The sequence below is a fragment of the Georgenia soli genome, from assembly GCF_002563695.1.
In the GTDB taxonomy this organism is placed as follows: Bacteria; Actinomycetota; Actinomycetes; order Actinomycetales; family Actinomycetaceae; genus Georgenia; species Georgenia soli.
The window spans coordinates 1,479,975-1,502,686 of the sequence record NZ_PDJI01000004.1; the positions used below are offsets into that span (position 1 = coordinate 1,479,975).

19 protein-coding genes are annotated in these 22,712 nt (G+C 74.0%); 10 read left to right on the forward strand and 9 right to left on the reverse strand.

Translation table 11 applies throughout. The features are described from left to right. Window positions 1-7: 7 nt before the first annotated feature. The 6 genes from ATJ97_RS07945 to ATJ97_RS07970 all read right to left on the reverse strand — a co-directional run bounded on the left by ATJ97_RS07945 (window position 8) and on the right by ATJ97_RS07970 (window position 5,737). Window positions 8-775, reverse strand: coding sequence for an anti-sigma factor (locus ATJ97_RS07945; RefSeq protein WP_098483288.1), 768 nt, complete (start codon window positions 773-775; stop codon window positions 8-10). After that, the gene (locus ATJ97_RS07950; RefSeq protein ID WP_098483289.1) at window positions 762-1,382 is read right to left on the reverse strand and encodes an RNA polymerase sigma factor; all 621 of its coding nucleotides are present in this window, start codon (window positions 1,380-1,382) and stop codon (window positions 762-764) included. Before ATJ97_RS07950 ends, ATJ97_RS07945 begins: the two co-directional genes overlap by 14 nt. Then, a complete protein-coding gene (locus tag ATJ97_RS07955) occupies window positions 1,375-2,058 on the reverse strand; it encodes a class F sortase (RefSeq protein ID WP_211287106.1) in 684 nt (227 codons plus the stop codon). Before ATJ97_RS07955 ends, ATJ97_RS07950 begins: the two co-directional genes overlap by 8 nt. Before the next feature lie 16 nt (window positions 2,059-2,074). Beyond that, window positions 2,075-2,890 (reverse strand): DUF4397 domain-containing protein, encoded by an 816-nt coding sequence (locus ATJ97_RS07960; protein WP_098483291.1) that lies wholly within the window; start codon window positions 2,888-2,890, stop codon window positions 2,075-2,077. A 400-nt stretch (window positions 2,891-3,290) separates the two neighbouring features. After that, entirely contained in the window at window positions 3,291-4,127 is an 837-nt protein-coding gene (locus tag ATJ97_RS07965; protein WP_098483292.1) for a tryptophan-rich sensory protein, read from the reverse strand. Further along, window positions 4,124-5,737 carry an SDR family oxidoreductase gene (locus ATJ97_RS07970; RefSeq protein ID WP_098483293.1) on the reverse strand — a complete coding sequence of 538 codons (1,614 nt, stop codon included), beginning with the start codon at window positions 5,735-5,737 and terminating at the stop codon, window positions 4,124-4,126. Before ATJ97_RS07970 ends, ATJ97_RS07965 begins: the two co-directional genes overlap by 4 nt. 219 nt (window positions 5,738-5,956) lie before the next feature. On the opposite strand from ATJ97_RS07970, the gene ATJ97_RS07975 reads away from it, so the two are divergent. The 3 genes from ATJ97_RS07975 to ATJ97_RS07985 all read left to right on the forward strand — a co-directional run bounded on the left by ATJ97_RS07975 (window position 5,957) and on the right by ATJ97_RS07985 (window position 9,244). Beyond that, window positions 5,957-6,700, forward strand: a complete 744-nt coding sequence (locus tag ATJ97_RS07975) for a DUF2238 domain-containing protein (RefSeq protein ID WP_098483294.1) — start codon at window positions 5,957-5,959, stop codon at window positions 6,698-6,700. After that, window positions 6,697-7,455 carry a glycosyltransferase family 2 protein gene (locus ATJ97_RS07980; protein ID WP_098485314.1) on the forward strand — a complete coding sequence of 253 codons (759 nt, stop codon included), beginning with the start codon at window positions 6,697-6,699 and terminating at the stop codon, window positions 7,453-7,455. Before ATJ97_RS07975 ends, ATJ97_RS07980 begins: the two co-directional genes overlap by 4 nt. A gap of 145 nt (window positions 7,456-7,600) precedes the next feature. After that, the gene (locus ATJ97_RS07985; protein ID WP_098483295.1) at window positions 7,601-9,244 is read left to right on the forward strand and encodes a DNA repair helicase XPB; all 1,644 of its coding nucleotides are present in this window, start codon (window positions 7,601-7,603) and stop codon (window positions 9,242-9,244) included. A gap of 30 nt (window positions 9,245-9,274) precedes the next feature. Here the strand turns inward: ATJ97_RS07985 and ATJ97_RS07990 are convergent, their stop codons facing one another. Beyond that, complete coding sequence (locus ATJ97_RS07990; RefSeq protein ID WP_170037261.1) at window positions 9,275-10,369, reverse strand: polyprenyl synthetase family protein; 1,095 nt, start codon at window positions 10,367-10,369, stop codon at window positions 9,275-9,277. A gap of 101 nt (window positions 10,370-10,470) precedes the next feature. Between ATJ97_RS07990 and ATJ97_RS07995 the strand changes: the two genes are divergently transcribed. From ATJ97_RS07995 to ATJ97_RS08025, 7 genes are all read left to right on the forward strand, one after another. Next, window positions 10,471-11,685: an inositol-3-phosphate synthase gene (locus tag ATJ97_RS07995; RefSeq protein ID WP_098483297.1), complete on the forward strand. Its 1,215-nt coding sequence runs from the start codon at window positions 10,471-10,473 to the stop codon at window positions 11,683-11,685. Next, window positions 11,655-12,599, forward strand: coding sequence for an SCO3242 family prenyltransferase (locus tag ATJ97_RS08000; protein WP_245862262.1), 945 nt, complete (start codon window positions 11,655-11,657; stop codon window positions 12,597-12,599). The genes ATJ97_RS07995 and ATJ97_RS08000 overlap by 31 nt, the downstream gene beginning before the upstream one ends. After that, the gene (locus ATJ97_RS08005) at window positions 12,596-13,459 is read left to right on the forward strand and encodes a sugar phosphate isomerase/epimerase family protein (RefSeq protein ID WP_098483298.1); all 864 of its coding nucleotides are present in this window, start codon (window positions 12,596-12,598) and stop codon (window positions 13,457-13,459) included. Before ATJ97_RS08000 ends, ATJ97_RS08005 begins: the two co-directional genes overlap by 4 nt. 11 nt (window positions 13,460-13,470) lie before the next feature. Then, window positions 13,471-14,109 (forward strand): EboA domain-containing protein, encoded by a 639-nt coding sequence (locus ATJ97_RS08010; protein WP_170037264.1) that lies wholly within the window; start codon window positions 13,471-13,473, stop codon window positions 14,107-14,109. A gap of 97 nt (window positions 14,110-14,206) precedes the next feature. Continuing rightward, window positions 14,207-15,082: a TatD family hydrolase gene (locus ATJ97_RS08015; protein WP_098483299.1), complete on the forward strand. Its 876-nt coding sequence runs from the start codon at window positions 14,207-14,209 to the stop codon at window positions 15,080-15,082. Between the two features lies 1 nt (window position 15,083). Then, window positions 15,084-16,247 (forward strand): metabolite traffic protein EboE, encoded by a 1,164-nt coding sequence (gene eboE, locus ATJ97_RS08020; RefSeq protein ID WP_098483300.1) that lies wholly within the window; start codon window positions 15,084-15,086, stop codon window positions 16,245-16,247. After that, window positions 16,244-17,623 carry an alkaline phosphatase family protein gene (locus tag ATJ97_RS08025; protein WP_245862265.1) on the forward strand — a complete coding sequence of 460 codons (1,380 nt, stop codon included), beginning with the start codon at window positions 16,244-16,246 and terminating at the stop codon, window positions 17,621-17,623. Before eboE ends, ATJ97_RS08025 begins: the two co-directional genes overlap by 4 nt. Window positions 17,624-17,985: 362 nt before the next feature. Here the strand turns inward: ATJ97_RS08025 and ATJ97_RS08030 are convergent, their stop codons facing one another. Together ATJ97_RS08030 and ATJ97_RS08035 are read right to left on the reverse strand one after the other, a co-directional pair. Continuing rightward, window positions 17,986-18,924, reverse strand: a complete 939-nt coding sequence (locus ATJ97_RS08030; RefSeq protein WP_098483301.1) for a sugar phosphate isomerase/epimerase family protein — start codon at window positions 18,922-18,924, stop codon at window positions 17,986-17,988. Window positions 18,925-19,199: 275 nt separating this feature from the next. Further along, window positions 19,200-22,517: a PQQ-dependent sugar dehydrogenase gene (locus ATJ97_RS08035; RefSeq protein ID WP_245862268.1), complete on the reverse strand. Its 3,318-nt coding sequence runs from the start codon at window positions 22,515-22,517 to the stop codon at window positions 19,200-19,202. Window positions 22,518-22,712: the final 195 nt, after the last annotated feature.

Consider the following 22,712-nt stretch of genomic DNA (forward strand, 5'->3'; position numbering starts at 1 on the left):
CACCCCCTCAGGCCAGCCGGCCCCGGACGATGCTGTCGCCGCTGTGCGCGGGGTTGCCGTCGTACGGCTCGTCCGAGACGTCGACGACCGGGAACTCCTTCAGGTCCAGGCCGGGCGGGAGCTCGAACGTGCCCGAGGTCCCCGTGAGCATCCCGAGACTCACGAGCCGCTGGGCATCGGCGTCGAGCAGCCAGACCTCCAGGAAGCCGGTCGGCCCGGCGTCGTCGAGCCGCAGGTCGAGAACCCGGCGGCCGTCCTTCTCGTGCACGGCCGCCTCGCCGGTCGCCTCCCGCCCCGGCATGGGGTCGAGCGCGGCGCTGGCCACCACGGGACCCTGCGAGTCCCGGTCGGGGAGGTTGAGAGCCAGCACGGTCCCGCCGACGCCGACGAGGAAGCTCGCCGCAGCGATCCAGGCCGTCCGCCGGCGCCACGCCGAGGCGCCCGTGGTGGCGGTGGACGGCGCCGGGGCCGATGCCGGCGGCGGGCCGGCGGCCGGCGGCGGGGCGGCGGCGGGGAACGGGGCCGGGGCGGCGGTCACCTGCTCGGCCGCTCCGCCGTCGGCAAGCCCGAGCTCTTCGGCGATCCCGTCCCAGACCCGCTCGGGCGGTCGCTCCAGCCGGCCGGCGCCGGCCCCCCGGGCCGAGGAGGTCACGCGCTCGAGCGACGCGACCTCGGCGCGGCACTGCTCGCAGCTCTCCAGATGCGTCTGGACCTCGGGACCGACGTGCTCGCCGAGGGCGCGGAGGGCGATCGTCTCGTCGTCAAGATGCGACATCTGCCACCTCCAGCCTCGTGCGCAACCGTCCCAGACTCCGCCTGATGTGCGACTTCACCGTGCCGAGCGGGAGCCCGACGCGTTCGGCGATCTCCACGTGGGTGAGCTCGTCGAAGAACGCCAGCCTCATGATCTCTCCCTGCGGCTCCCCCAGGTCGCCGAGCGCGTCGGCGACCACCACCTGCTCGACCACGCGCGTGGGGTCGTCCGCCGGCGGCGCGACCTCCTCGGCCGTGCGGGTCGCGGCGTCCGCCGCGCGCAGCTCACGGGCGCGGCGGGCGTGCGCGTCGGCCACGGTGTTGCGGGTGATGCCGACCAGCCACGCCTGCAGCGGCGCCCGCACGGGGTCGAACCCTGCGCGCCCGCGCCAGGCCGCCACGAACACCTGCTGGGTGACGTCCTCGGCGTCCGCCACGGAGCCTAGCGAGCGCCGGGCGATCGTGTAGACGAGCGGCGACCAGCGGTCGTACAGCTCACGCACCGCCTCCGGCCGGCCGGCACGGAAGGCGGCCTCGAGGGCCAGGCGGGACTCGTCGTCGTCCACACCCACCTCCCGGGGCCGGGCCGCGGCCGGGAGACCGACCGCCGTGATCGGGAGGTTACCCACCGACGGGCCTCGCCGACACCACAACGTTGTCGTCGTAGCTCTGCCGCGCCTCGTCCCACCGCCCGCCGCACGTGAACAGCACCAGACGCGGGGCGCCGTCGCGGCGGAAGTACTGCTCAAGATCGATGACGTCCTTGCCGACCTTCTCCACCGAGGTCACCTCGTAGTCGAGGACCTGGCCGTCCGCGCGGGTCACCCGCACCCGGTCCCCGGGCCGGGCGTCCTTGAGGTCGTAGAACGGGCCGCGCGGGGTGACGTAGGAGCCGGCGTGGGCGGCGACGACGGCGGTCCCCTCCTCCGCGCCGACCGTCGGGCCGAAGCGGTACCAGCCGGCCTCGAGCGCGTCCGGGCGGACCTCCATCTGGCCGTCGTCGGCCACACCGACCGGGACGACCGGCATGTCGATGTCGAGCGCGTCGTAGACCAGACGGACGGGCGGCCGCGGCGCGGTGGTCCGGGCCGCCTCGCCGGCGTCGCGCACCGGGATGTCCGTCGGGGCAGCGCCGGCCGGTTCCGTCACGGTCGACGCTGCCGTCCCGGGGGCGGTGCCGGCCGGGCTGGGGGTATCAACCGGCACCGCCGTCGTGGGCGCGGGCTGCCCGGGGTCGTCCGAGCAGCCCGCGAGGAGGGCGGGGCCGAGCAGCAGGGCCGCGACGGTCGCGGTCGGCGTGCGCACGCTCCGCCCTCCTTTCTCAACGCTGCCGGGCGACGGCGAGGCGTCGGGCTCCGAGGACGCCCGCCGTGCCGAGCGCGAGGGCCAGACCGGCCCAGGCCGCGGGAAGCAGCCCCGCCTCATCGGTTACCTGGACCTCGCCGGTGGGCACGCCGCCCGGGGCGGAGTGCAGGCCGTCGATCGTCTGGGTCGCGAGGGCGAGGTTGTCGTCCTCGAGGCTGCCCCAGGCGTAGACGAACGTCGCGACGCCGTCGGCGACCTCGACGTCGGCCGGGCCGAGGACCGGGTCGGTGGTGCCCGTCGCCGCGACGGCCGCCGGGACCGTCCCGGCCGGGAGGTTCAGCGCCTGCTCGTCGGGGTTGGACAGGTTGGTGATGACCGGCTGGTCCCCGGCCAGCACGTCCACCGCCGGGGCCGCCGCGATGTGCCGGACGGTCAGGCGGCCCTCCCCCGGTGCGGTGGACGAGGTGTCGTTGGTGAAGAGGGTGGCCGTCGGGGTGCCCTCCGCGTCGAGGTGCGCGGCCGCGGTGTAGCTGGTCCCGGCCTCCAGCGGCAGGTCGACCGGGCCGATCGCCGGCTGGCTGTCGTCCGCGGCGTCGGAGGCGGTGATCGCCACCGTGTACGTCCCGGGCTCCAGCTCGAGCGGGCCGGCCAGCTCGCCGGGGGTGAAGTCGTCCAGGGTGAGCTCGCCGTTGACGTAGACGTCGACGGTCAGGTCCGGCACCCCGTGCAGCACGGACAGCGAGGCGGTGTGGTCGTCCGCCGCGGCCGGAGAGGCCGCCAGAGCGAGCACGGCGAGGCCGAAGCCTCCACCGAGTGCAGCCGTCTTGCGCATGATGGTCCTCCATGGTCGGGCCCCCGGTCGGGAGCGTTGCTGACATGGAGGTATTCCGGCGTGGGTGCCCGTGCGGATGCAGATTGCCCGGACGAATTTTCTGGGCGCCTTCCCGGGCTCCTCGCCACCGCACCTTCCCGGCCGCTCACCGCACCTTCTTCCCGGCCGCCCACCGCACCTTCCCGGCCGCCCACCGCACCCACCCGGCCGCTCCGGGCTCGCATCCCCGTCACCACAATCGCCGCCTGCGAGCCCCACGTCTGGCCCCCATCCCTCGGCGCGCGATCGCCCACATGTGTTCCGTCAGTGAGTCTGCGGAGAATCAGTGGGCCCGGGCCGACTGGACCTGCGCGGGACCACTGACCGAAGGGAGCAGGCCAGAGGTGGGGCGCCCGGAAGTTCAGCCCCGGTGTGTGTTCCGTCCGCGCGTCAGGCGCAGCCACACGGTCGCCACGGTCACGACCACCGCGGCGAGCACGGCCGCGACCGCCGTCGGGACGGAGTGCGGCTCACCGGTGGCACGGGCGACAGCGATCCAAGACAGGCCCCACACGATGGTGGCCGCGGGCGCGAGCCGGCCGCGGCCGAAGACCGCCAGCCCCACCCCGATGGCGGCGACCACCGCGAGGACGACGGCGGACCAGACCTCCGGCGCCAGGCCGAGTCCGTCGAAGCCCGCGGCCACCAGGGCGGCGGCGACGTTGGCGCACGTCGCCACGCTGACCCACCCGAGGTAGAGGCCGAGGGTCCCGTCGACGACCACGGCCTCGAGCGCCCCGGCGCCGCGCACGCGGACGAGCTGCGTGAAGATCGTCGCCAGCACCACGAGCAGGACGGCGATGACGAGGACGCTCGGCCACAGCCGGCCGGCCTGGACCACGAGGATCCAGCCGGCGTTGAGCAGCATCGAGGCGGCCACCCACCAGCCGATCCGTCGCTGACGCGGCGCGGCCGCCTGGCCAGGCAGCCACTGGAAGATCGTGTAGGCGGCGAGCCCGGCGTAGATGAGGGACCAGACGCTGAACGCGCCCGTCCCCGGGGCGAGATGGGTGGCGTCGGCGGAGAGTGCGCCGCCGGCGGCGTCGGCGATGGGCGTGCCGCCGAACGCGCCGACGCCGAGCGCGGAGCCGACGAGGCACAGGACGTAGCTGAGGGTGACGCCGAGCTGACGCAGGCGGTCCGGTCCCGTCGGCCGCGCCGGGGCCTCGGGCCGCGTCGTCGTCGGTCTCTCGCTCACGTGCGCCCCGTCGTCCGTCCCGCTCCGCCTCCGCCGGCGGGCTCAGCCTGGCGCTCCGCCGTCGTGCCTCCCGCCCCGCCTGCGGCGACGGCCTCGGCCTGGCGCTCCGCCGCCCGGGCGATGTTGCGCTGCATGCCGCCGAAGACGACGCCGTGGAAGGGGTACACGGCCCACCAGTACGCCTGCCCGAGCAGGCCGTGCGGGTGGTAGATGGCACGCTGGCGGAAGATCGTCCGGCCGTCACCGTCCTCGTCGGCGATCAGCTCGAGCCAGGCGAGGCCCGGCAGCCGCATCTCGGCCCGCAGCCGCAGCAGGCGCCCTTCCTCGAGCCGCTCCACGCGCCACCAGTCGAGCGCGTCGCCCACCTGGAGCTCGTTGGGGTGCCGGCGTCCGCGGCGCAGCCCCGGCCCGCCGAAGAGCTTGTCCATGACGCCGCGCGCCACCCAGCCGAGATTCCACGAGTACCAGCCGTGGGCGCCGCCGATTCCCTCGATCACCGACCACAGGCGGGCGCGGTCGGCGTCGACGACCGTCTCGCGCTCGTCGACGTACAGGCTGCCGCCGGCCCACTCGGGGTCCTCGGGCAGCGGGTCGCTCGGCGCGTGCGCGGGCGAGGCGGAGGACCACGTGGTGGCGACCTCGAACTCCCGGACGCGCTGCAGCGCGATCTCGACGGCGCGGTCGAAGCCGAGCAGCCCCTCAGGCGGGTCGGGCACGTAGGCGCGGATGTCCTGCTCCTTGGCCACGACCTCGTGGATCAGCGACTCCACCAGCGGCTTCGCCAGCCCGCCGGGCACGGGGGTGACGAGCCCGACCCACAGGCTGGCGAGCTTCGGCGTGAGCACGGGGACGGTGCGGATGACCCGTGGCGGCAGCCCGGCGACCGCGGCGTAGCGCTGCATCATCTGCCGGTACGTCAGCACGTCCGGTCCTCCGACGTCGAAGGTGCGGCTGACGTCGCGCGGGATGTCGGCCGCCCCGACGAGGTAGCGCAGCACGTCCCGCACGGCGATCGGCTGGATGAGGTTGTCCAGCCACTTCGGGGCCACCATCGCGGGGAGCCGTTCGGTGAGGTAGCGCATCATCTCGAAGGACGCGCTGCCCGAGCCGATGATGACGGCGGCCTGGAGCACCACGGTCGGCACGCCGGACGCCAGCAGGATCTCCCCCACCTCGCGGCGCGAGTCCAGGTGCGGCGAGAGCTCGTCGGACTCCGGGTGCATCCCGCCCAGGTAGACGATGCGCCCCACCCCGGCACGGCGGGCGGCGACGGCGAAGGTCCGGGCCGTGCGCCGGTCGCGCTGCTCGAAGGTCGGGCCCGTGCCGAGGGAGTGGATGAGGTAGTACGCGACGTCGACGCCCTCCATCGCCGCCGCCAGCTGGTCCGCGTCCTGAGCGTCCGCCCGGACGACGTCGACGTCGTCGTACCAGTCGCGCCCCTGCAGGCGGTCGGGGTGGCGTGCCATCGCCCGGACGCGGAAGCCCGCCCGCAGCAGCTCGGGGACGAGGCGCCCGCCGATGTATCCGGTCGCGCCGGTGACGAGGGCGAGGCGGCCGGAGCCCGAGGCCGCGGGCCGGACGGCAGCGTCGCGCGCGGTGGGTTCCGTCATGCCGAAAGTGTGTGCCCTGCCCGTACGGCCGGCCACCGGGAGAGCTGGGCGCAGGACCGGCCCGCGGCCGACGGCGGGCCCGCCCAGCCGCCGGTCCGTGGTCCCCCGGTCCGCCGAGGCGTTCAGATGGTCGTGACGCCCGCACTCGCTTACCGTCTCGGTACGGCTCCCGCACAGGGCCGGACACGACCCCGCCCTCCCAGCCGCCGGCAGGCCCGCATGACGTCTCCGCCCCATCCTCGGCGCGCCGACGCGCTCCCCCGCCGGGGACTCGAGGAGCTCGTCGACAGCCCGGCGCTCGCGGGTTCCCTCGACGACGGCCGGCCGCCCTCCCCGTCGATCGACCACACGGCGACGGTCGACGTCCTTCTCGACGACCGCCCGCTCCGGGAGCGGGCGCGCGAGATCGTCGAGGTGCCGGGGTCGGCGTGGACCCGCGCGGCGGTGCACGGTGCCGGCGTTCTCGCCGTGCTCAGCCTGGTCGCCGGTCTCGGCTGGGGCGTGGTGGGGCTGGCCCTCATGGCGCTCGTGCTGCTCGGGGTGACGCTGGCCCGGGTGCTCCGGCTGCCCGGCGATCTGCAGCTCCTCCTCGACCTGACGCTCGTCGTCGCGGCGTGGGCGGCCCTGCTCCAGCTGTACCAGCGGTGGTGGTGGCTGGACATGGTCGTGCACATGGTGGCGACCGGGCTGCTCGCCGTGCTGGCCGTGACCGGGCTCCTGCGGGCTGGCACCTTCGCGGCGGGGACGTCCAGGCGCGGGCGACGGCTCGGGCTGGCAGCCGTCACGCTCGCCGTCGGCCTGGCGCTCGCCGTCGTCTGGGAGGTCGGCGAGTGGGCGGGGCACACCTATCTCGACCCGGCCATCTTCGTCAGCTACGAGGACACGATCGGTGACCTGGCGGCCGGCGGCGCCGGGTCGGCGGTGGCGGCCGCGTGGCTCGCGTGGCGGCGGGACGGCCGGTGACCGGCTCGCCGCGGATCAGCGTGGTCGTCCCGGTGCGCGACGACGCCCCGGCCCTGCGGGCCTGCCTGGCCGCCCTGGCCCGTCAGCGCACGCCCCCGGCGGAGGTCATCGTCGTCGACAACAACTCCACCGACGCCACGGCCGAGGTGGCGGCCTCGTTCGGCGTGCGGGTGGTGCACGAGCCGGTCCGGGGCATCCCGCAGGCCGCGGCGGCGGGGTACGACGCGGCCACCGGCGACGTCGTCGCGCGGCTGGACGCCGACACCCTGGTGGGTCCGGGCTGGGTCGAGCGGATCGCGGAGGTGATGGCCGACGGCGGGACGGTCGCCGTCACGGGCACCGGCCGCTTCTACGGCCTGCCCGCCCCGGTGAACGGACCCGCCACCTGGGCCTACCTCGGTGCCTACTACCTCTTCTGCCACGCCGCGCTGGGCCACCACACGCTGTGGGGCTCGAACATGGCGGTGCGGCGTTCGGCGTGGGAGGAGGTCCGCGCCGCCGTCCACACCGACGACCCGGAGCTCCACGACGACCTCGACCTGGCGTTCGCCCTGGGGCCGCACCGCCGCATCAGGCTGGACCACGGCCTGCACGTGCGGGTGTCGGGCAGGTCGGTGGTCGGGGCGGCGCAGTGGCGCCGCCGGATGCGCCGCGCGTGGCGCACGATCCTGCTCAACTGGGAGGACCTGCCGCCCTGGGAGCGGTGGGCGGTCCGCCTCCGTGCTCGACCGTTCCGGAGTCGCCCTCCGCGCTAGGCGGGCGCGGTCCGGGCCGCGCGGCGGGCTCCCGCACTCCGGATCGGTGGCGCCCGGGCCGTGCGGCCACCGCGTAGTGCGGCTCACGCCGTGCGAGCCCTCCCCGCGGTCGCCCCGGGCGCCGCGGACGGACGACAATGGACGGATGCCCGACGGCCCCCTGATCGTCCAGTCCGACAAGTCGCTCCTCCTCGAGGTCGACCACCCCCGCGCCCGTGAGGCGCGCCGGGCCATCGCCCCGTTCGCCGAGCTCGAGCGCGCGCCGGAGCACATCCACACCTACCGGCTCACCCCGCTCGGCCTGTGGAACGCCCGCGCCGCCGGCCACGACGCGGAGCAGGTGGTCAACGCCCTCATCGAGTACTCGCGCTACGCGGTCCCCCACACGCTGCTCGTCGACGTCGCCGAGACGATGGACCGCTACGGGCGGCTCCAGCTGGTCAAGCACCCCACCCACGGCCTCGTCCTGCACGCCCTGGACCGGCCGGTGCTGGAGGAGGTGCTGCGCTCCAAGCGCATCAAGGGGCTGGTGGGCGAGCGGATCGACGCCGAGGACGTCGTCGTCCACCCCTCGGAGCGCGGCCGGCTCAAGCAGGTCCTCGTCAAGCTCGGCTGGCCGGCCGAGGACCTCGCCGGCTACGTCGACGGCGAGGCGCACGCCATCGACCTGGCGCAGGACGGCTGGCACCTGCGGCCCTACCAGGAGGAGGCGGTCGAGACGTTCTGGCACGGCGGCTCCGGCGTCGTCGTCCTGCCCTGCGGGGCGGGCAAGACGCTGGTCGGCGCGGGCGCGATGGCGAGGTCGAGGACCACCACGCTGATCCTGGTGACCAACACCGTCTCGGCGCGGCAGTGGCGCGAGGAGCTGGTGCGCCGCACCACCCTGACCGAGGACGAGATCGGCGAGTACTCCGGCGCCCGCAAGGACGTCCGGCCGGTCACGATCGCCACCTACCAGGTCCTCACCACCCGCCGGAAGGGCGTCTACACCCACCTGGAGCTGCTGGACGCCCACGACTGGGGCCTGATCGTCTACGACGAGGTGCACCTCCTCCCCGCGCCGATCTTCCGCATGACGGCGGACCTGCAGGCGCGGCGCCGGCTCGGGCTGACCGCCACGCTCGTGCGTGAGGACGGCCGGGAGGACGAGGTCTTCTCCCTCATCGGCCCGAAGCGCTACGACGCGCCGTGGAAGGACATCGAGGCGCAGGGCTACATCGCGCCGGCCGAGTGCGTCGAGGTCCGCCTGACGCTGCCGGAGAGCGACCGCCTCGTCTACGCGACGGCGGAGCCTGAGGAGCGCTACCGGCTCGCCGCGTCGGCGCCCGGGAAGACGAGGGTGGTGCGGCAGATCCTCGATCGTCACCCGGGCGAGCAGACGCTGGTGATCGGGCAGTACCTCGACCAGCTCGACGAGCTGGCGGAGTCCCTCGACGCCCCGCTGATCACCGGGCAGACGAGCGTGACGGAGCGCCAGCGGCTCTTCGACGCGTTCCGCGCCGGGGAGATCCAGGTGCTCGTGGTGTCCAAGGTCGCGAACTTCTCGATCGACCTGCCCGAGGCGTCGGTCGCGGTGCAGGTGTCCGGCTCGTTCGGCTCGCGCCAGGAGGAGGCCCAGCGGCTCGGCCGGCTCATGCGACCCAAGGCGGACGGCAAGACCGCGCACTTCTACGCCGTGATCGCCCGCGACACCGTCGACCAGGACTTCGCCGCGCACCGCCAGCGTTTCCTCGCCGAGCAGGGCTACGCCTACACGATCGTCGACGCGGAGGACCTCGCCAGCGCATGAGCCGAGCGGCGCGAGCGCGGTGCTGCCCAGTCACTGCACGGGTTCCGCGGCGCCCCTGACGGCGTCCCCGAGGAGGTCCTCGACGGTTGCGGCGAACTTCTCGACCACCCGGGTGACGTCCCGGGGCAGCACCTGGGCGCGCAGGCAGGCCTGGGCGAGCAGCTCGCGGACCTCGGCGGCCCCCGCCGCGACGGCGCCGGAGTCGACGAAGAAGTGGCGCAGCACCGCGGCGCCGGCGTCGTCGAGCGCGGGGTCGCCCCACAGGTGCTCGACGGCGGACCAGCCGGGATGCAGGCTCGCCCGCTCGACGAGCGTGGTCACCTTCCCCCGGCGCAGGTCCGAGCGGCGTGCGCGGTCGACGAGGACCTCGCGCACGTCGTCGACGATCTGGTAGGCGACGCCGAGGCACTCCCCCACCGCCCACAGGTCGTCCTCCGAGCGGCCGGGGGCACCGGCGACCACGGCCCCGAGGACGAGCGGGCAGGCGAAGGAGTAGGCGGCGGTCTTGCCGCGGGCGACGGCGCGCACCGAGCCTGCGTCGGCCGGCAGCAGCCCGAGCTCGAGGGCGACGTCGCCGAGCTCGCCCATCACCGTGGTGCCGAGCGTGCGGGAGACGGTGCGCTGGACGGCGAGCGCCTCGCGGGCGGGCAGCTCCGCCGTCGCGAACAGGTGATGGGCGAGCCCGAGCGCCAGGTCGCCGGCGAGCACCGCGACGACCTCGCACCATCGCTGGGCGACGGCGACGTCCGCCCCGGCGAGCAGGGCACGCTCCCGGGCGATCGCGGCGAGGTTCGGGGTGCCGCGCCGCACGGTGTCGCCGTCGATGAGGTCGTCGTGCAGGAGGAACGCGCCGTGGAGCATCTCGATCCCGGCGGCCGCCCGCACCGCGGCGTCGTGCCGGGTGCCGCCGAACGCGTCGTGCGTGCGCAGGAGCAGCTGGGCGCGCAGGTGCTTGCCGCCGTCGACCAGGCGTCCGATCTCGTCCCAGACCAGGTGGCCCCACTCGCCGGCCTCGCCCGCGCCCCGGCGGGCCCCTACCTCCTCCGCCAGGAGCGTCCGGACACGGGCGGCCGTCGCCGGTGAGCCGCGGGCGCCGGTCACGGAGGCGTGCTCGTCGGTGTGCACGAGCCCAGTGAAGCACATACCTCGCCCGGGGCGACAGAAGTGCGTCTCAATTCCGGACACATTTGTTTGACACTCGACGTAAGTGGACTACCGTCAGGCCCATGCTCGATGACGACATCCGGACGACGACGTCCGCAACCATCCTGGCCGACGGCGACGGGGATTCGCCGCGACGCACCGGCGTGTGGTTCATCGGCGGGCGCGGGTCGGTCGCCACGACCGCGACGCTGGGGCTCCATGCCGTCAGCCGGGGGCTCGCCCCGGAGACCGGGCTCGTCTCCCAGCTCGAGGAGGTCGCCCAGGCCGGGCTGGTCGGCTTCGACAGTCTCGTCGTCGGCGGGCACGACGTCGGCACGCACAGCCTCGCCGACCGCGCGGCCGAGCTGGCCGAGGGCGGGGTCTTCCACCCGGCGCTCGTCGCGGCGCTGCGTGAGGAGCTCGACGCGGCCGACCGCCGGATCCGTCCCGGCGTCCCCGCCGGCGGCCACCAGCGTGAGGCCTCCGACCGCATCCAGCAGGACCTCACGGCCTTCCGGGACGAGCACGGCCTCGACCGCGTCGTCGTCGTCGACGTCTCGAGCACGGAGCCGCCCGCGCCCGACCACCCGGCTCTCCACGACCTCGACCGGCTCGAGCAGGAGCTCGACGCGGGGCGGGCGCCGCTGCCGCCGAGCTCGCTCTACTCCTACGCCGCCTTCCGGGCGGGCTGCCCCGTCGTCGCGTTCACCCCGAGCACGGGCCCGAACATCCCGGCGCTGGCCGACCTCGCCAAGGAGGCGGAGGTGCCGTGGGCCGGCCGCGACGGCAAGACGGGGGAGACGCTCGTCAAGGCGACCCTCGCGCCCCTCTTCGCCCGCCGCGCCCTTCACGTCCGTTCGTGGGCGGCGATGAATCTCCTGGGGGGCGGGGACGGCCGCACGCTCGCCGAACCGGCCGCCGCCGTCAGCAAGACGACGACGAAGGCACTCACCGTCCAGTCGATCGTGGGGTACCCCGTGGAGGGCCCGGTGCGCATCGACTACGTCGAGGACCTCGGCGACTGGAAGACCGCCTGGGACCACATCACCTTCGACGGGTTCCTCGGGACGAGGATGACCATGCAGTTCACGTGGCAGGGGTGCGACTCGGCGCTCGCCGCGCCGCTGGTGCTCGACCTCGCCCGGCTCGTCGCCCGCGCCCACGAGGTGGGCGAGAGCGGCCCGCTGGCACCGCTGGGCTTCTTCTTCAAGGAGCCGATCGGCGCGAGCACGCACGCCCTGGACGAGCAGTGGGCCACGCTCACGCGGTGGTGCGCCCGCCTGGCGCCGACGCCGTGAGCACCGCCCGGGACCTGGCGGAGCTCGTCCGCCTGCCGGCCGCGCTCTCGGTGCCCGGGGACACCCTGGCGGGCGCTGCGGCCGCCGGCTGGCCGCTCCGGCGGCGGACGCTGCTGGCCCCGCTGTCGTCGGTCTCGCTCTACCTCGCCGGCATGGCGCTCAACGACTACGCCGACCGTCACCTCGACGCGACCGAGCGGCCCGAGCGGCCCATCCCGTCCGGCCGGGTCTCCCCGCGGCAGGCGCTCGCGCTGGCCGCGGGTCTGACCGGCGCGGGGGTCGCCCTCGCGGCCGGCGCGGGCCGAGGTGCCCTCGCCGTGGCCGTCCCGCTCGCCGGCGTCGTGTGGGGCTACGACATGCTCGCCAAGCCCACCGTGGCCGGGCCGGTGTTCATGGGCGCCGCCCGGGGGCTCGACGTCCTCCTGGGCGCGGGCGGGTCGGCCCGGGCGCTGCCGCCGGCGCTCGCCCTGGCGGCCCACACGATGGCGGTGACGGCGCTGAGCCGCGGCGAGGTCCACGGCACCCGGCCCGTCGTAGCCCGGGCCGCGGCGGCGACCACCGGTGCGACGGCGCTCGGCGTCGTCGTCGGGGCCGCGACCGCCGCGCGCGCGGGGGCCCGGGCCGACGCGCCCTCGTGCAGGGGCCGCGCCGGCACCGTCCGGCGGGTGCTCTCCGCCCTCACGGCCACCGCCCTGGCCGGGTCGTACGCCGCGTCCGTGGGCCGGGCGCAGCTGGCCGCCGTCGCCTCCCCCGACGCCGGGACGGTCCGCCGGGCCACCGGGACCGGCATCCGCGGCATGCTGCCGCTGCAGGCCGCGCTGGCCTCCGCCGCCGGTCACCCCGTGCTCGGCGGCGCCCTCGTCGGCGCCGTCCCCGCGCTGCGTGCGGCGGCGCGGAAGGTGGCGACGACGTGACGTTCACCCTCGCCTACGGCACCAACGGCTTCGCGGACCACCGCCTCGCCGACGCCCTCGCCGTCCTCGCCGACCTCGGCTACGGCGGCGTCTCCCTCACGCTCGACCACCAGCACCTCGACCCGTTCGCGCCGGACCTCTTCGACCGCACCCGGGACGTCGCCGGACTCCTCGACCGGTACGGCTTCGCGGTGGCGGTCGAGACCGGCGCCCGGTACGTGATGGACCCGTTCCGCAAGCACGAGCCGACCCTGGTCTCCGACACCGACCGGGACCGGCGCGTCGACCTGCTGAACCGCGCCGTCGCGGTCGCGGCCGACCTGGGCGCCGACGTCGTCCACCTCTGGTCCGGGATCCTGCCCGACGGCGTGAGCGAGGAGACCGGCTGGGAGCGCGTCCTGGCCGGCGTCGAGACCGTCCTGACGACGGCGGAGCGGGCCGGCGTCACCCTCGCCGTCGAGCCCGAGCCGGGCATGTTCCTCGACCGCGCCGCCCGGGTCGACGAGCTGCTCGACCGCCTCGGCCGGCCCGAGCGCCTGCGCATGACGCTCGACCTCGGCCACCTCACCTGCAACGAGGACGACCCGGTCGAGGTGCTGCGCCGCCACCGCGCGGACGTCGTCCACGTCCAGGTCGACGACATGCGGCGCGGCGTCCACGAGCACCTCGAGCTCGGGACCGGCGAGGTGGACCTGCCGCCGCTGCTCGGCCTGCTCGCCGAGACCGGCTACACCGGGCTGGTCGGGGTCGAGCTGCCCCGCCACTCCCACGCCGCGCCGGCCGTCGCCGCGCGCTCCATCGCGGCCCTGCGCGCCGCGATGACCACCGCCGGCCTTGCCACGCAAGGCGTGAACCAGTGACAGGAGGAAGCATGACCGAGCAGTCCCCACAGCTTCTCGACCTGCTGGCGCCGGACGTCCGGGACCGGCTCGCCGCGGCGGTCGCCCGGGTCGAGGAGGACCCGGCCGCCGTCGTCCGGCTCTTCGCCTCCGCCGGCCGCAAGGTCGGCCGCGGGCCCACTGATCCCGACGACGCTCTCGGCGTCGTCCACCCGCTCGTCGAGGACGTCGCCCGCGGCGAGCTGCTCGCGGCCCACGCCCGTGCCGCGGGCGACCGCGCCGCCGTCGTCGAGACGCTGCGCGACCTGTACGACCACGGCGACGGCGACGAGCGCCGCGCCGTCCTGCGGGCGCTCCCCCGCCTCGACGTCGGCGACGCCGCGGTGGACCTGCTCCGCGACGCGCTGCGCACCAACGACGTCCGGCTCGTCGCCGCCGCGATGGGCCCGTACGCGACGGCGCACCTCGACGACGCGGCCTGGCGGCACGGGGTCCTCAAGTGCCTCTTCGTCGGCGTGCCGCTGACGGCCGTGGACGGCCTGAAGGCACGCCGCGACGACGAGCTGGTGCGCATGCTCCGCGCCTTCCGGGAGGAGCGGACCGCCGCCGGGCGCGACTTCCCGGCGGACGGTCAGGCACTCCTCGACGCGGCCGACGCCCCGGCGTCCTGACGCGCGTCCGGGCGACCTCCCGACCTCTCGCACCCTCACCCCGCCCCGGCGTGCCCCACCCGGCCGAGACCCTCTCAACGACGAACAGGAGACGACCATGCGCATCTTCGACCCGCACATCCACATGACGTCGCGCACCACCGACGACTACGAGGCCATGCACGCCGCCGGTGTCCGGGCGGTGACCGAGCCGGCGTTCTGGCTGGGCCAGCCCCGTACGTCCGTCGCGTCCTTCGTCGACTACTTCGACAGCCTGCTGGGCTGGGAGCGCTTCCGCGCCGCCCAGTTCGGCATCGTCCACCACGCCACGATCGCGCTGAACCCCAAGGAGGCGAACGACCCGCGCTGCCGCGAGGTCCTCAAGGTCCTCCCCCGGTACCTGGAGAAGGACGGCGTCGTCGCCGTCGGGGAGCTCGGGTTCGACTCGATGACGGACGAGGAGGAGGACGTCTTCGTCCGCCAGCTCGAGCTCGCCGGCGAGCACGACCTCCCGGCGCTGGTCCACACCCCGCACCGCGACAAGGCGGCCGGGACGCGGCGCACGCTCGACGTCGTCGCCAAGGTCGGGCTCGCCCCCGAGCGCGTGCTGGTGGACCACCTCAACGAGCCGACCGTGCAGATGGTCGCCGACTCGGGGTGCTGGATGGGCTTCTCCATCTACCCGGACACCAAGATGGCGCCGGACCGCATGGTCCGGATCCTGCAGGAGCACGGCCTGGACCGGATGATCGTCAACTCCGCCGCGGACTGGGGCCGCAGCGACCCGCTGACCACCCTCAGGACCGGGGAGGCGATGCTCGCGGCCGGCTTCTCCGACGACGACGTCGACAAGGTGCTCTGGCGCAACCCCGTCGAGTTCTACGGCCAGAGCGGCCGGCTCCTCCTCGCCGAGGAGGACACCGCTCCCACGACCGGCGCAACCTTCGAGGGCAACTCGATCCTGCGCGGCGAGCCGCTCTCCACGGGGCGCTGACGTGCGGCTGCGTCATCCCGACGGCTCGACCGTCCACCTCGCGTACTGCACCAACGTCCACCCCGCCCAGGACGTCGCCGGGCTCGTCGACCAGATCGACCGGTACTGCGGCGGCGTCCGCGAGCGCCTGGGCGTCGACCGGCTCGGCGTCGGGCTCTGGCTGCCCGCCGTCGCCGCGCACGCCCTGGCCGCCGACGCCGACGACCTGGCGCGGGTCCGCACGGCGCTCGAGCGGGCCGGCTGCGAGGTCGTCACGCTCAACGCCTTCCCGTACGGGCACTTCCACGCCCCGGTGGTCAAGCGGGACGTCTACGTCCCGGACTGGACCGAGGACGCCCGGCTGGACTACACCCTCGCCTGCGCGGAGGTGCTCGCCGCCCTGATGCCCGACGACGCCGACCGGGGCAGCATCTCCACGCTGCCCCTCGCCTGGCGCACGCCGTGGGACGACGGCCGCCGCGCTGCGGCCCGGGCGAAGCTGGTCGCCCTCGACGAGGCGCTCGCGGACCTGCGCCGTCGCACCGGGCGCACGGTACGGGTGGCCCTCGAGGCCGAGCCGGGCTGCGTCGTCGAGACCTCCGAGCAAACGGCCGCGGAGCTGGCCGGCATCGGCGAGCACGTGGGTGCCTGCGTGGACCTGTGCCACCTGGCCACCGAGTTCGAGGACCCGGCGGAGGCCGCCGCCACGCTGGCCGACGCCGGGGTGCCGGTCGTGAAGACCCAGGTCTCCGCCGCGCTGCACGCCGAGCACCCGGCCGAGGAGGCCACCCGCGCCTCGCTCGCCGCGTTCGCCGAGGACCGGTTCCTGCACCAGACGCGGGCCCAGCTGGACGGCCGGGTCGAGCGCCGCGACGACCTGCCCGAGGCCCTGGCCGGCGACCTGCCCGACGACGGGCCGTGGCGGGTGCACTTCCACGTGCCCCTGCACGCCGGGCCGGAGGCCGAGGGGCTGCGCAGCACCACCGACGTCCTCGAGGACGGCCTGCGCACGCTCGTGGGCGGGGCGTCCCCGCTCGTCGACCACCTCGAGGTCGAGACGTACACGTGGTCCGTGCTGCCCGAGGGCGTACGGCCGAAGACCGACGACGATCTCGTCGCCGGGATCGCCGCCGAGCTGTCCTGGACGGCGGCCCGGCTCGAGACGATGGGAGTGACAGCACGGTGAGCGACAAGATCCTCGTCCTCGACGTCGTCGGCCTGACGCCGCGCGCGCTGCAGCACATGAACAGCCTGCGCACGGTCGCGGCCGCGGGGTTCCAGGCCGAGCTCGGCACGGTCCTGCCGGCCGTGACCTGCTCCGCGCAGTCGACGTTCCTGACCGGGCTCATGCCGCGCGACCACGGGATCGTCGGCAACGGCTGGTACTTCCGCGAGCTCGGCGAGGTCTTCCTCTGGCGCCAGCACAACAAGCTGGTCGGCGGGGAGAAGGTCTGGGAGACGATCCGGCGCGAACGGCCCGACTACAAAGTGGCGAACGTGGGCTGGTGGTACGCCATGGGGTCCACCACCGACACCACCATCACCCCCCGGCCCGTCTACCACGCGGACGGGCGCAAGGACCCGGACTGCTGGACATGGCCGCCGGAGCTGCACGACGAGCTCGTCGCCGAGCTGGGGCCGTTCCCGCTCTTCACGTACTGGGGGCCGACGGCCGACATCAGCAGCTCGAGGTGGATCGTCGCCGCGGCACGCCGGCTCATGCCGCAGCACGACATGACGCTGGTCTACGTGCCGCACCTGGACTACGACCACCAGCGCTTCGGCCCGGACTCCCCCGAGGCGGTGCGGGCGGCGCAGGAGCTCGACGACACCCTCGCCCCGCTCCTCGCCGACGCGCGGGACTCCGGCACGACCGTCGTCGTCCTGTCCGAGTACGGGATCACGCCGGTCTCCCGTCCGGTCGACATCAACCGGGCCCTGCGCCGGGCCGGCCTGCTCCACGTCCACACGAACGCGACCGGCGAGCTGCTGGACCCGTGGACGTCGCGCGCCTTCGCCGTCGCCGACCACCAGGTGGCCCACGTCTACGTCGACGACCCGGCGGACCGGGACCACGTGGCCGCGCTCCTGCGGGACCTGCCCGGGGTGGCCGAGGTGCTCGACGACGACGGGAAAACTCGGTACGGGCTGGACCACGCGCGGGCCGGCGACCTCGTCGCCGTCGCGGAGGCGGACGCGTGGTTCACCTACTACTACTGGCTCGACGACGACCGGGCACCCGACTTCGCCCGGCTGGTCGAGATCCACAAGAAGCCCGGCTACGACCCGGCCGAGCTGTTCATGGACCCCGAGGACCGTTGGGTCAAGCTCCGCGCCGCCACGGCCCTGGCCCGGAAGAAGGCGGGGATGCGCTACGCGATGCAGGTCGTCCCGCTCGACCCCTCGCCGGTCCGGGGCAGCCACGGGCGGCTGCCGGACAACCCGGAGGACGCCCCCGTCCTGCTGTGCTCCGACCCGGCCGCGCGCCGCGAGAGCATGGGCGCGACCGAGGTGCGGGACCTCATCCTCGAGCTCGTCGGGGCGCCGGTCCCGACGCACTGACAGCCGGTCGCAGCACCGCCGGGGGCCGGTTCGCTCCCCGCACCGCGAGCACCTGCACCGCCGTCCGCAGGCCCGCACCACCAGCACGACCCGCACCGCTGAGGAGCCGGTTCGCTCCCCGCACCGCCGAGAACGCCCTAAGTGCCCGTCCGACTGCCGGAACGGGCACTTAGGGCGTTCTCGTCCGGGACCAGGGGATCAACCGTGCGCCGTGCAGCAGCGCCTCTCTCCGCTCAGGGCGCAGGGAGCGAGAACGGCCGAGGCCCCGTCCGTGTGTGGACGGGGCCTCGGTCGTCTGCAACCGGTCTGTCGACGACCGGCTCGCTGCTGCGACTGGGTCAGAACTCGCTGCTGCGAGTGACTCAGAAGTTGAAGCAGGTGAGGAAGTCGAAGCTCTCCTCGGCGAAGTCGATGCTGTTGGGAGCACCGTCCATCTCGATGACGTAGTACTTCACCTTGCCCTGCGCGGCCTTCAGGATCGGGGCCCAGTCGATCTCACCGTCGCCGACGTTGGTCTGCTTGCCCCGGTTCTCACCGGTCAGGCCGCCGTCCTTGATGTGGAGCAGCTCGATGCGGTCGCCGTACTGCTCGAGCAGCGAGGCCGTGTCGATGCCGGCCATCTCGGCCCAGTAGATGTCGAGCTGGAAGGTCACGTACCGCGAGTCGGTGTTCTCGACGAGGATCTGCCACGCGGACTTCACCTCGCCGGTCTCCGGGTCGGTGTACTTGGTGGTGAACTCGCTCTGGTGGTTGTGGCCGTAGATCTTGCCCGTGCCGTTCTTGACCGACGCCTCGCCGAGGCGGTTGAGCGTCTCGGCGGTGGCGAGCGTGTCCTCGTACGAGCGGATGCCCGGCGAGGCGAACCCGCCGGAGCCGACGTACCGCTGCCCGACCTCCTTGTAGTACTCGAGGGTGGTCGGCCAGGTGGCCTCGTTCGTGCTGCCGTGGGAGGTCGGCGCCTTGAGGCCGTACTCGTCCAGCAGGGCGTTGACCTCGTCGGCGCTCTTGCCGGAGAAGGTGCCGCCGAACGGCTCGATGTTCTTGTAGCCGACCTCGGCGAGCTCGGCCAGCAGGGTCTCGGTGCCGACCTGGCGGCCCCAGTTGTTGTAGCTGTACATCTGGAACGAGATCTTGCTGACCGGGACGCTGCGGCCGGCGCACTTCGCCGCGTCGTTGGCGTTCTCGTTGGCGTTGCCGTTCGTGGCCGCCGAGGCGGGCGCCGCGAGCAGGCCGGCGGCCATGGCGACGGTGCCGGCCATGCCGAGCAGGGTCTTGCGGCGGGTCTTGGTGGTCAGGGTCACGATTCCTCCTGGGTGTCGTTCGACGGCGACGATGTCGTCGTCCCTGCGGGTGCATGCACCCTCGGCCGTGCGCGGGGGCCGCGGCGGCCATGGCGCCGGAGCGCCGTTGGTGGGGGGTCCGGCCGGCGGCCGGGCCCGTGCCCGGCTCAGCGCCGGGCGAGGTGTGCCCGGCTCAGCGCCGGGCGGTGCGCCCGGCACCAGCCGGGCGGTGCGCCCGACCGTGGTCGGGCCAGCTCCTGGCGGGGCACCCTCCGCGCCCCGCCAGGAGTGGTCACTCAGCCGAGGGAGTCGATGACCGCATCCGCGTCGCGGACGAGCAGCTCGTGGTCGGTGGCCCCGACGAACCGCTCGAGGGCGTCGACGGCCTGAGCCGTGCGGCCGGCCTCGACGTGACGCGCCGCCTGGTCGAGGAACGCCTCGAGCCGCTTGGCGTCAGAGTTCCTCAGCTCGCCCTCGGTGACCAGCTTCTCGAGGTGCGCCTTCAGCGAGTCGAGGCTGGCCTCGACCGTGAACGTCACCTCGTGCGTGCTGGCGTGGCCCGCGGCGTCGGTGGCCGTCACGGTGAGCGTGTGCTCGCCGAGGGCCAGCGTCGCCAGGTCGATCCTGCCGACCTCGACGGCCTCGCCGTCGATCTGGGCGGTGACCTCGGCGATGCCGGACGTCGCGTCGGTGGCGTCGACCGCCAGCTCGACGACGTCCGCCGAGCCGTAGGCCTTCTCCTCGATCCCGCTGACCGACAGCTCCGGCGCTACCGTGTCGATGCTGACCGTGACGCTCCCGCTCTCGGAGACGTTCCCGCCCGAGTCGGTGGCGCGGTAGGTGAGCTCGTGGACGCCGTCCGCGGTCAGACGCACCGGGCTGACGGCCCCGGTCCGGCTGTTGCGGACGTTGGTCCAGGTCGCACCGCCGTCGAGCGAGTACTCGACCGACGTGAGCTGGCCGTTGTCCGACGCCGCGAGCTGGACGGTCACCGGGCCGGTGACGTGCCAGCCGTTCTCGCCGTCGGCCTCCGGGGTCACCGTGTGGGAGACCTCGGGGGCGGTGACGTCGGTGACCCCCGCGCCGACGAAGGTGAGCCGGTCGAGCTCCACCCCGCCGGTGGAGGTCACGTACACGGTCCCAGAGCCCTCCGGGAACGCGGTCACGGCCGCGTCGACGTCGGACCAGTCGCCGGAGGAGACGTTCGCCGTGGCGAACGGCTCGGCGTCGGGCGAGCCCCAGCGCAGGGCGATGGTGCCCTCGCCGGCGCCACGGACCGTCACGCCGTCGATGCCGGTGAAGTTGACCGGCTCGAAGGCGATGTGGTCACCCGCGTCGAGCGACGTCACCTTGGACAGCGCGCCGGCCGTCTCGTCCTCGACCACCTCGACGCCCTCGAGGACGTCGGCGTGCTCCGCCTCCTTGACGAAGGGGTTGAGGATGATCGACACCTCGCCCTGGGCGGGCGGGATGTCGCCGTGGCCGCTGTCCGTGTACGTGGCGACGACGACGCCGAACAGCTTCTCGGTCTCGCCGTGCTCGGGCGCGTCGGCCGGGGTGTTCCAGACGCCGGCGCAGCCGGATCCGAGCACCTCGGGGTGGGCGTGGGTGTCGTGCCCGAGACCGAAGGTCCAGGACAGGCGCGAGCAGGTCGTCTCGGTGCCGTCCTCCGGGTCGTTCGTGGAGAACTTGAACGGCACCGCGTCGCCCCAGCTGAAGAAGGCGCCGTCGGCCGGGTAGTCCAGCGTGAGCGTCGGGGCCTGGTTGCCCACGGTGATCACGCGGGAGGTGATGCCCGTCCTGCCCTGCGGGTCGGCGACCCGCAGGCGGGCGGTGAACTGACCGAGCTCGGTGTAGGTGTGCGTCACCGTGGCGCCGGTGGCGTCGAAGGTGCCGTCACCGTCGAGGTCCCAGTCATAGGTGAGCGCGCCACCCTCGGGGTCGGAGGAGCCGGAGCCGTCGAACGTGACGGTGAGCGGCGCCTCGCTGCTCGAGATCGGGTCCGCGGCGATGACGGCCTGGGGAGCCTTGTTCCCCGCGGCGAAGTCGATCCGGTACAGGCCCGCCTCGGGGTTCTGCCGGAAGAAGCCGTTGCCGTAGTCGAGCACGTACAGCGAGCCGTCGGGACCGAACTCCATGTCGATCGGGCTGTCGGTGATCGCCTGGACGTTGTTCCGCAGCGCCGCGTTGGGCAGGAAGTGCTCGATGTGGGTGACCTCGCCGTCCGGGTCGTCCTGGCTGAGGACGGCGATGTAGTCCTGGGAGAACTCGTAGAAGAAGGTCTTCCCGTCCCAGTACTCGGGGAACTTGGTCGGGCTGTCGAGCTCGGGGTCGTACCGGTAGGTCGGTCCGCCCATCGGGCCCTGGCCGCCCTGCGGGTCGAAGTCGGTCAGCTCGGGCCACGGCTGGTCGTCGGTCCGGTCGCCGTACCACAGCTGAGGAGCCGTGGCGGGCGGCAGGACGTCCAGCCCCGTGTTCCAGCGGGAGTTGTTCTCCGCGCCGGCCTCGCAGTCGAACCACGGGCCGGGCGTGCCGGTCGCGAAGTCCCACTCGTTGTAGTTGGCGTTCGGGCCGTGGCAGTACGGCCATCCGCCGTTGAGCGGCGTCGTGGTGCGCTGCCACTCGACGTAGCCCATGGGGCCGCGGTCGTCGCTGGCGGTGCCGGAGTCAGGGCCGTAGTCGCCCCAGCTCACGGCGTCGGTGACCGGGTCGATGGTCATCCGGAACGGGTTGCGCAGACCGGTGGTGAAGATCTCGGGCCGCGTGCCCTCGGTACCCGGCTCGAACAGGTTCCCCTCAGGGATCGTGTACGAGCCGTCCTCCTGCACCGAGATTCGCAGGATCGAGCCCCGCAGGTCGTTCGTGCTGCCCGCCCCCCGGCGAGCGTCGAACCCGGGGTTCATGCCCGGGGCGTCGTTGTTCGGCGCGAACCCGTTCGCGCCCGGCGTTCCGGCCGGGGTGTTGTCGCCCGTGGACAGGTAGAGGTTGCCCTCGGAGTCGAAGTCGACGTCGCCGGCGACGTGGCAGCACTGGCCGCGCTGGACCTCGACCTTGAGGATGACCTGCTCCGTGCTCAGGTCGAGCGCCTGCGCCTCGGGGTCCCACTTGGCGCGCGTGAGCTGGTTGTAGCCCTTCCACTGGTCCCAGTAGGAGTCGTCCGCGCCGGCGGGGAGACTGTTCGGCGCCGAGCCGGACGGCGTCGTCGTCGGGTAGCCCTCGCCCTCCATCACGCGGGGGGCGTAGTAGAGGTAGACCCAGCCGTTCTCCTCGAAGTCCGGGTCGAGGGTCGCCGTCTGCAGCCCGTCCTCGCTGTTGGCGTAGACGTCGATGGTGTTGACGATCTTCGTGACGCCCGAGTCGGGGTCCGTCAGCCGGATGTCACCGTTGCGTGCGGTGTGCAGGACCTTCCCGTCCGGCATCACCGCCATGCCGATGGGCTCACCGACGTTCTTGGTGAGCAGGATCTTCTCGTAGTTCGACCAGTCGAGGGCCTCGGCGGCCCCCGCCTCCTGCGAGTGGTCGACCCCGTCGTGGGCGTACGCCGCCTGGGGCACGGCCAGAGCGGCTGCTGCCGCAATCGCCAGCGCGGCGACGCGCAACCTCTTACTCTTCAATGTGGCACTTCCTTCTCGCCGATGGGTGTGCTGTGGGGCCCCCGTCATCCCCGTCGCTGCAACGACGGACCTCAGGGTGACGGGGTGCTTCGCGTGGAGGTTCTGTCAGGTTCCTTTCTTCCGAGGCGCCCGGGCCTGCCGCGGTGCGGGCCCGAGACTGTCGACGAGCGCCGGGCGCCGTCCCTGGCGGGTACG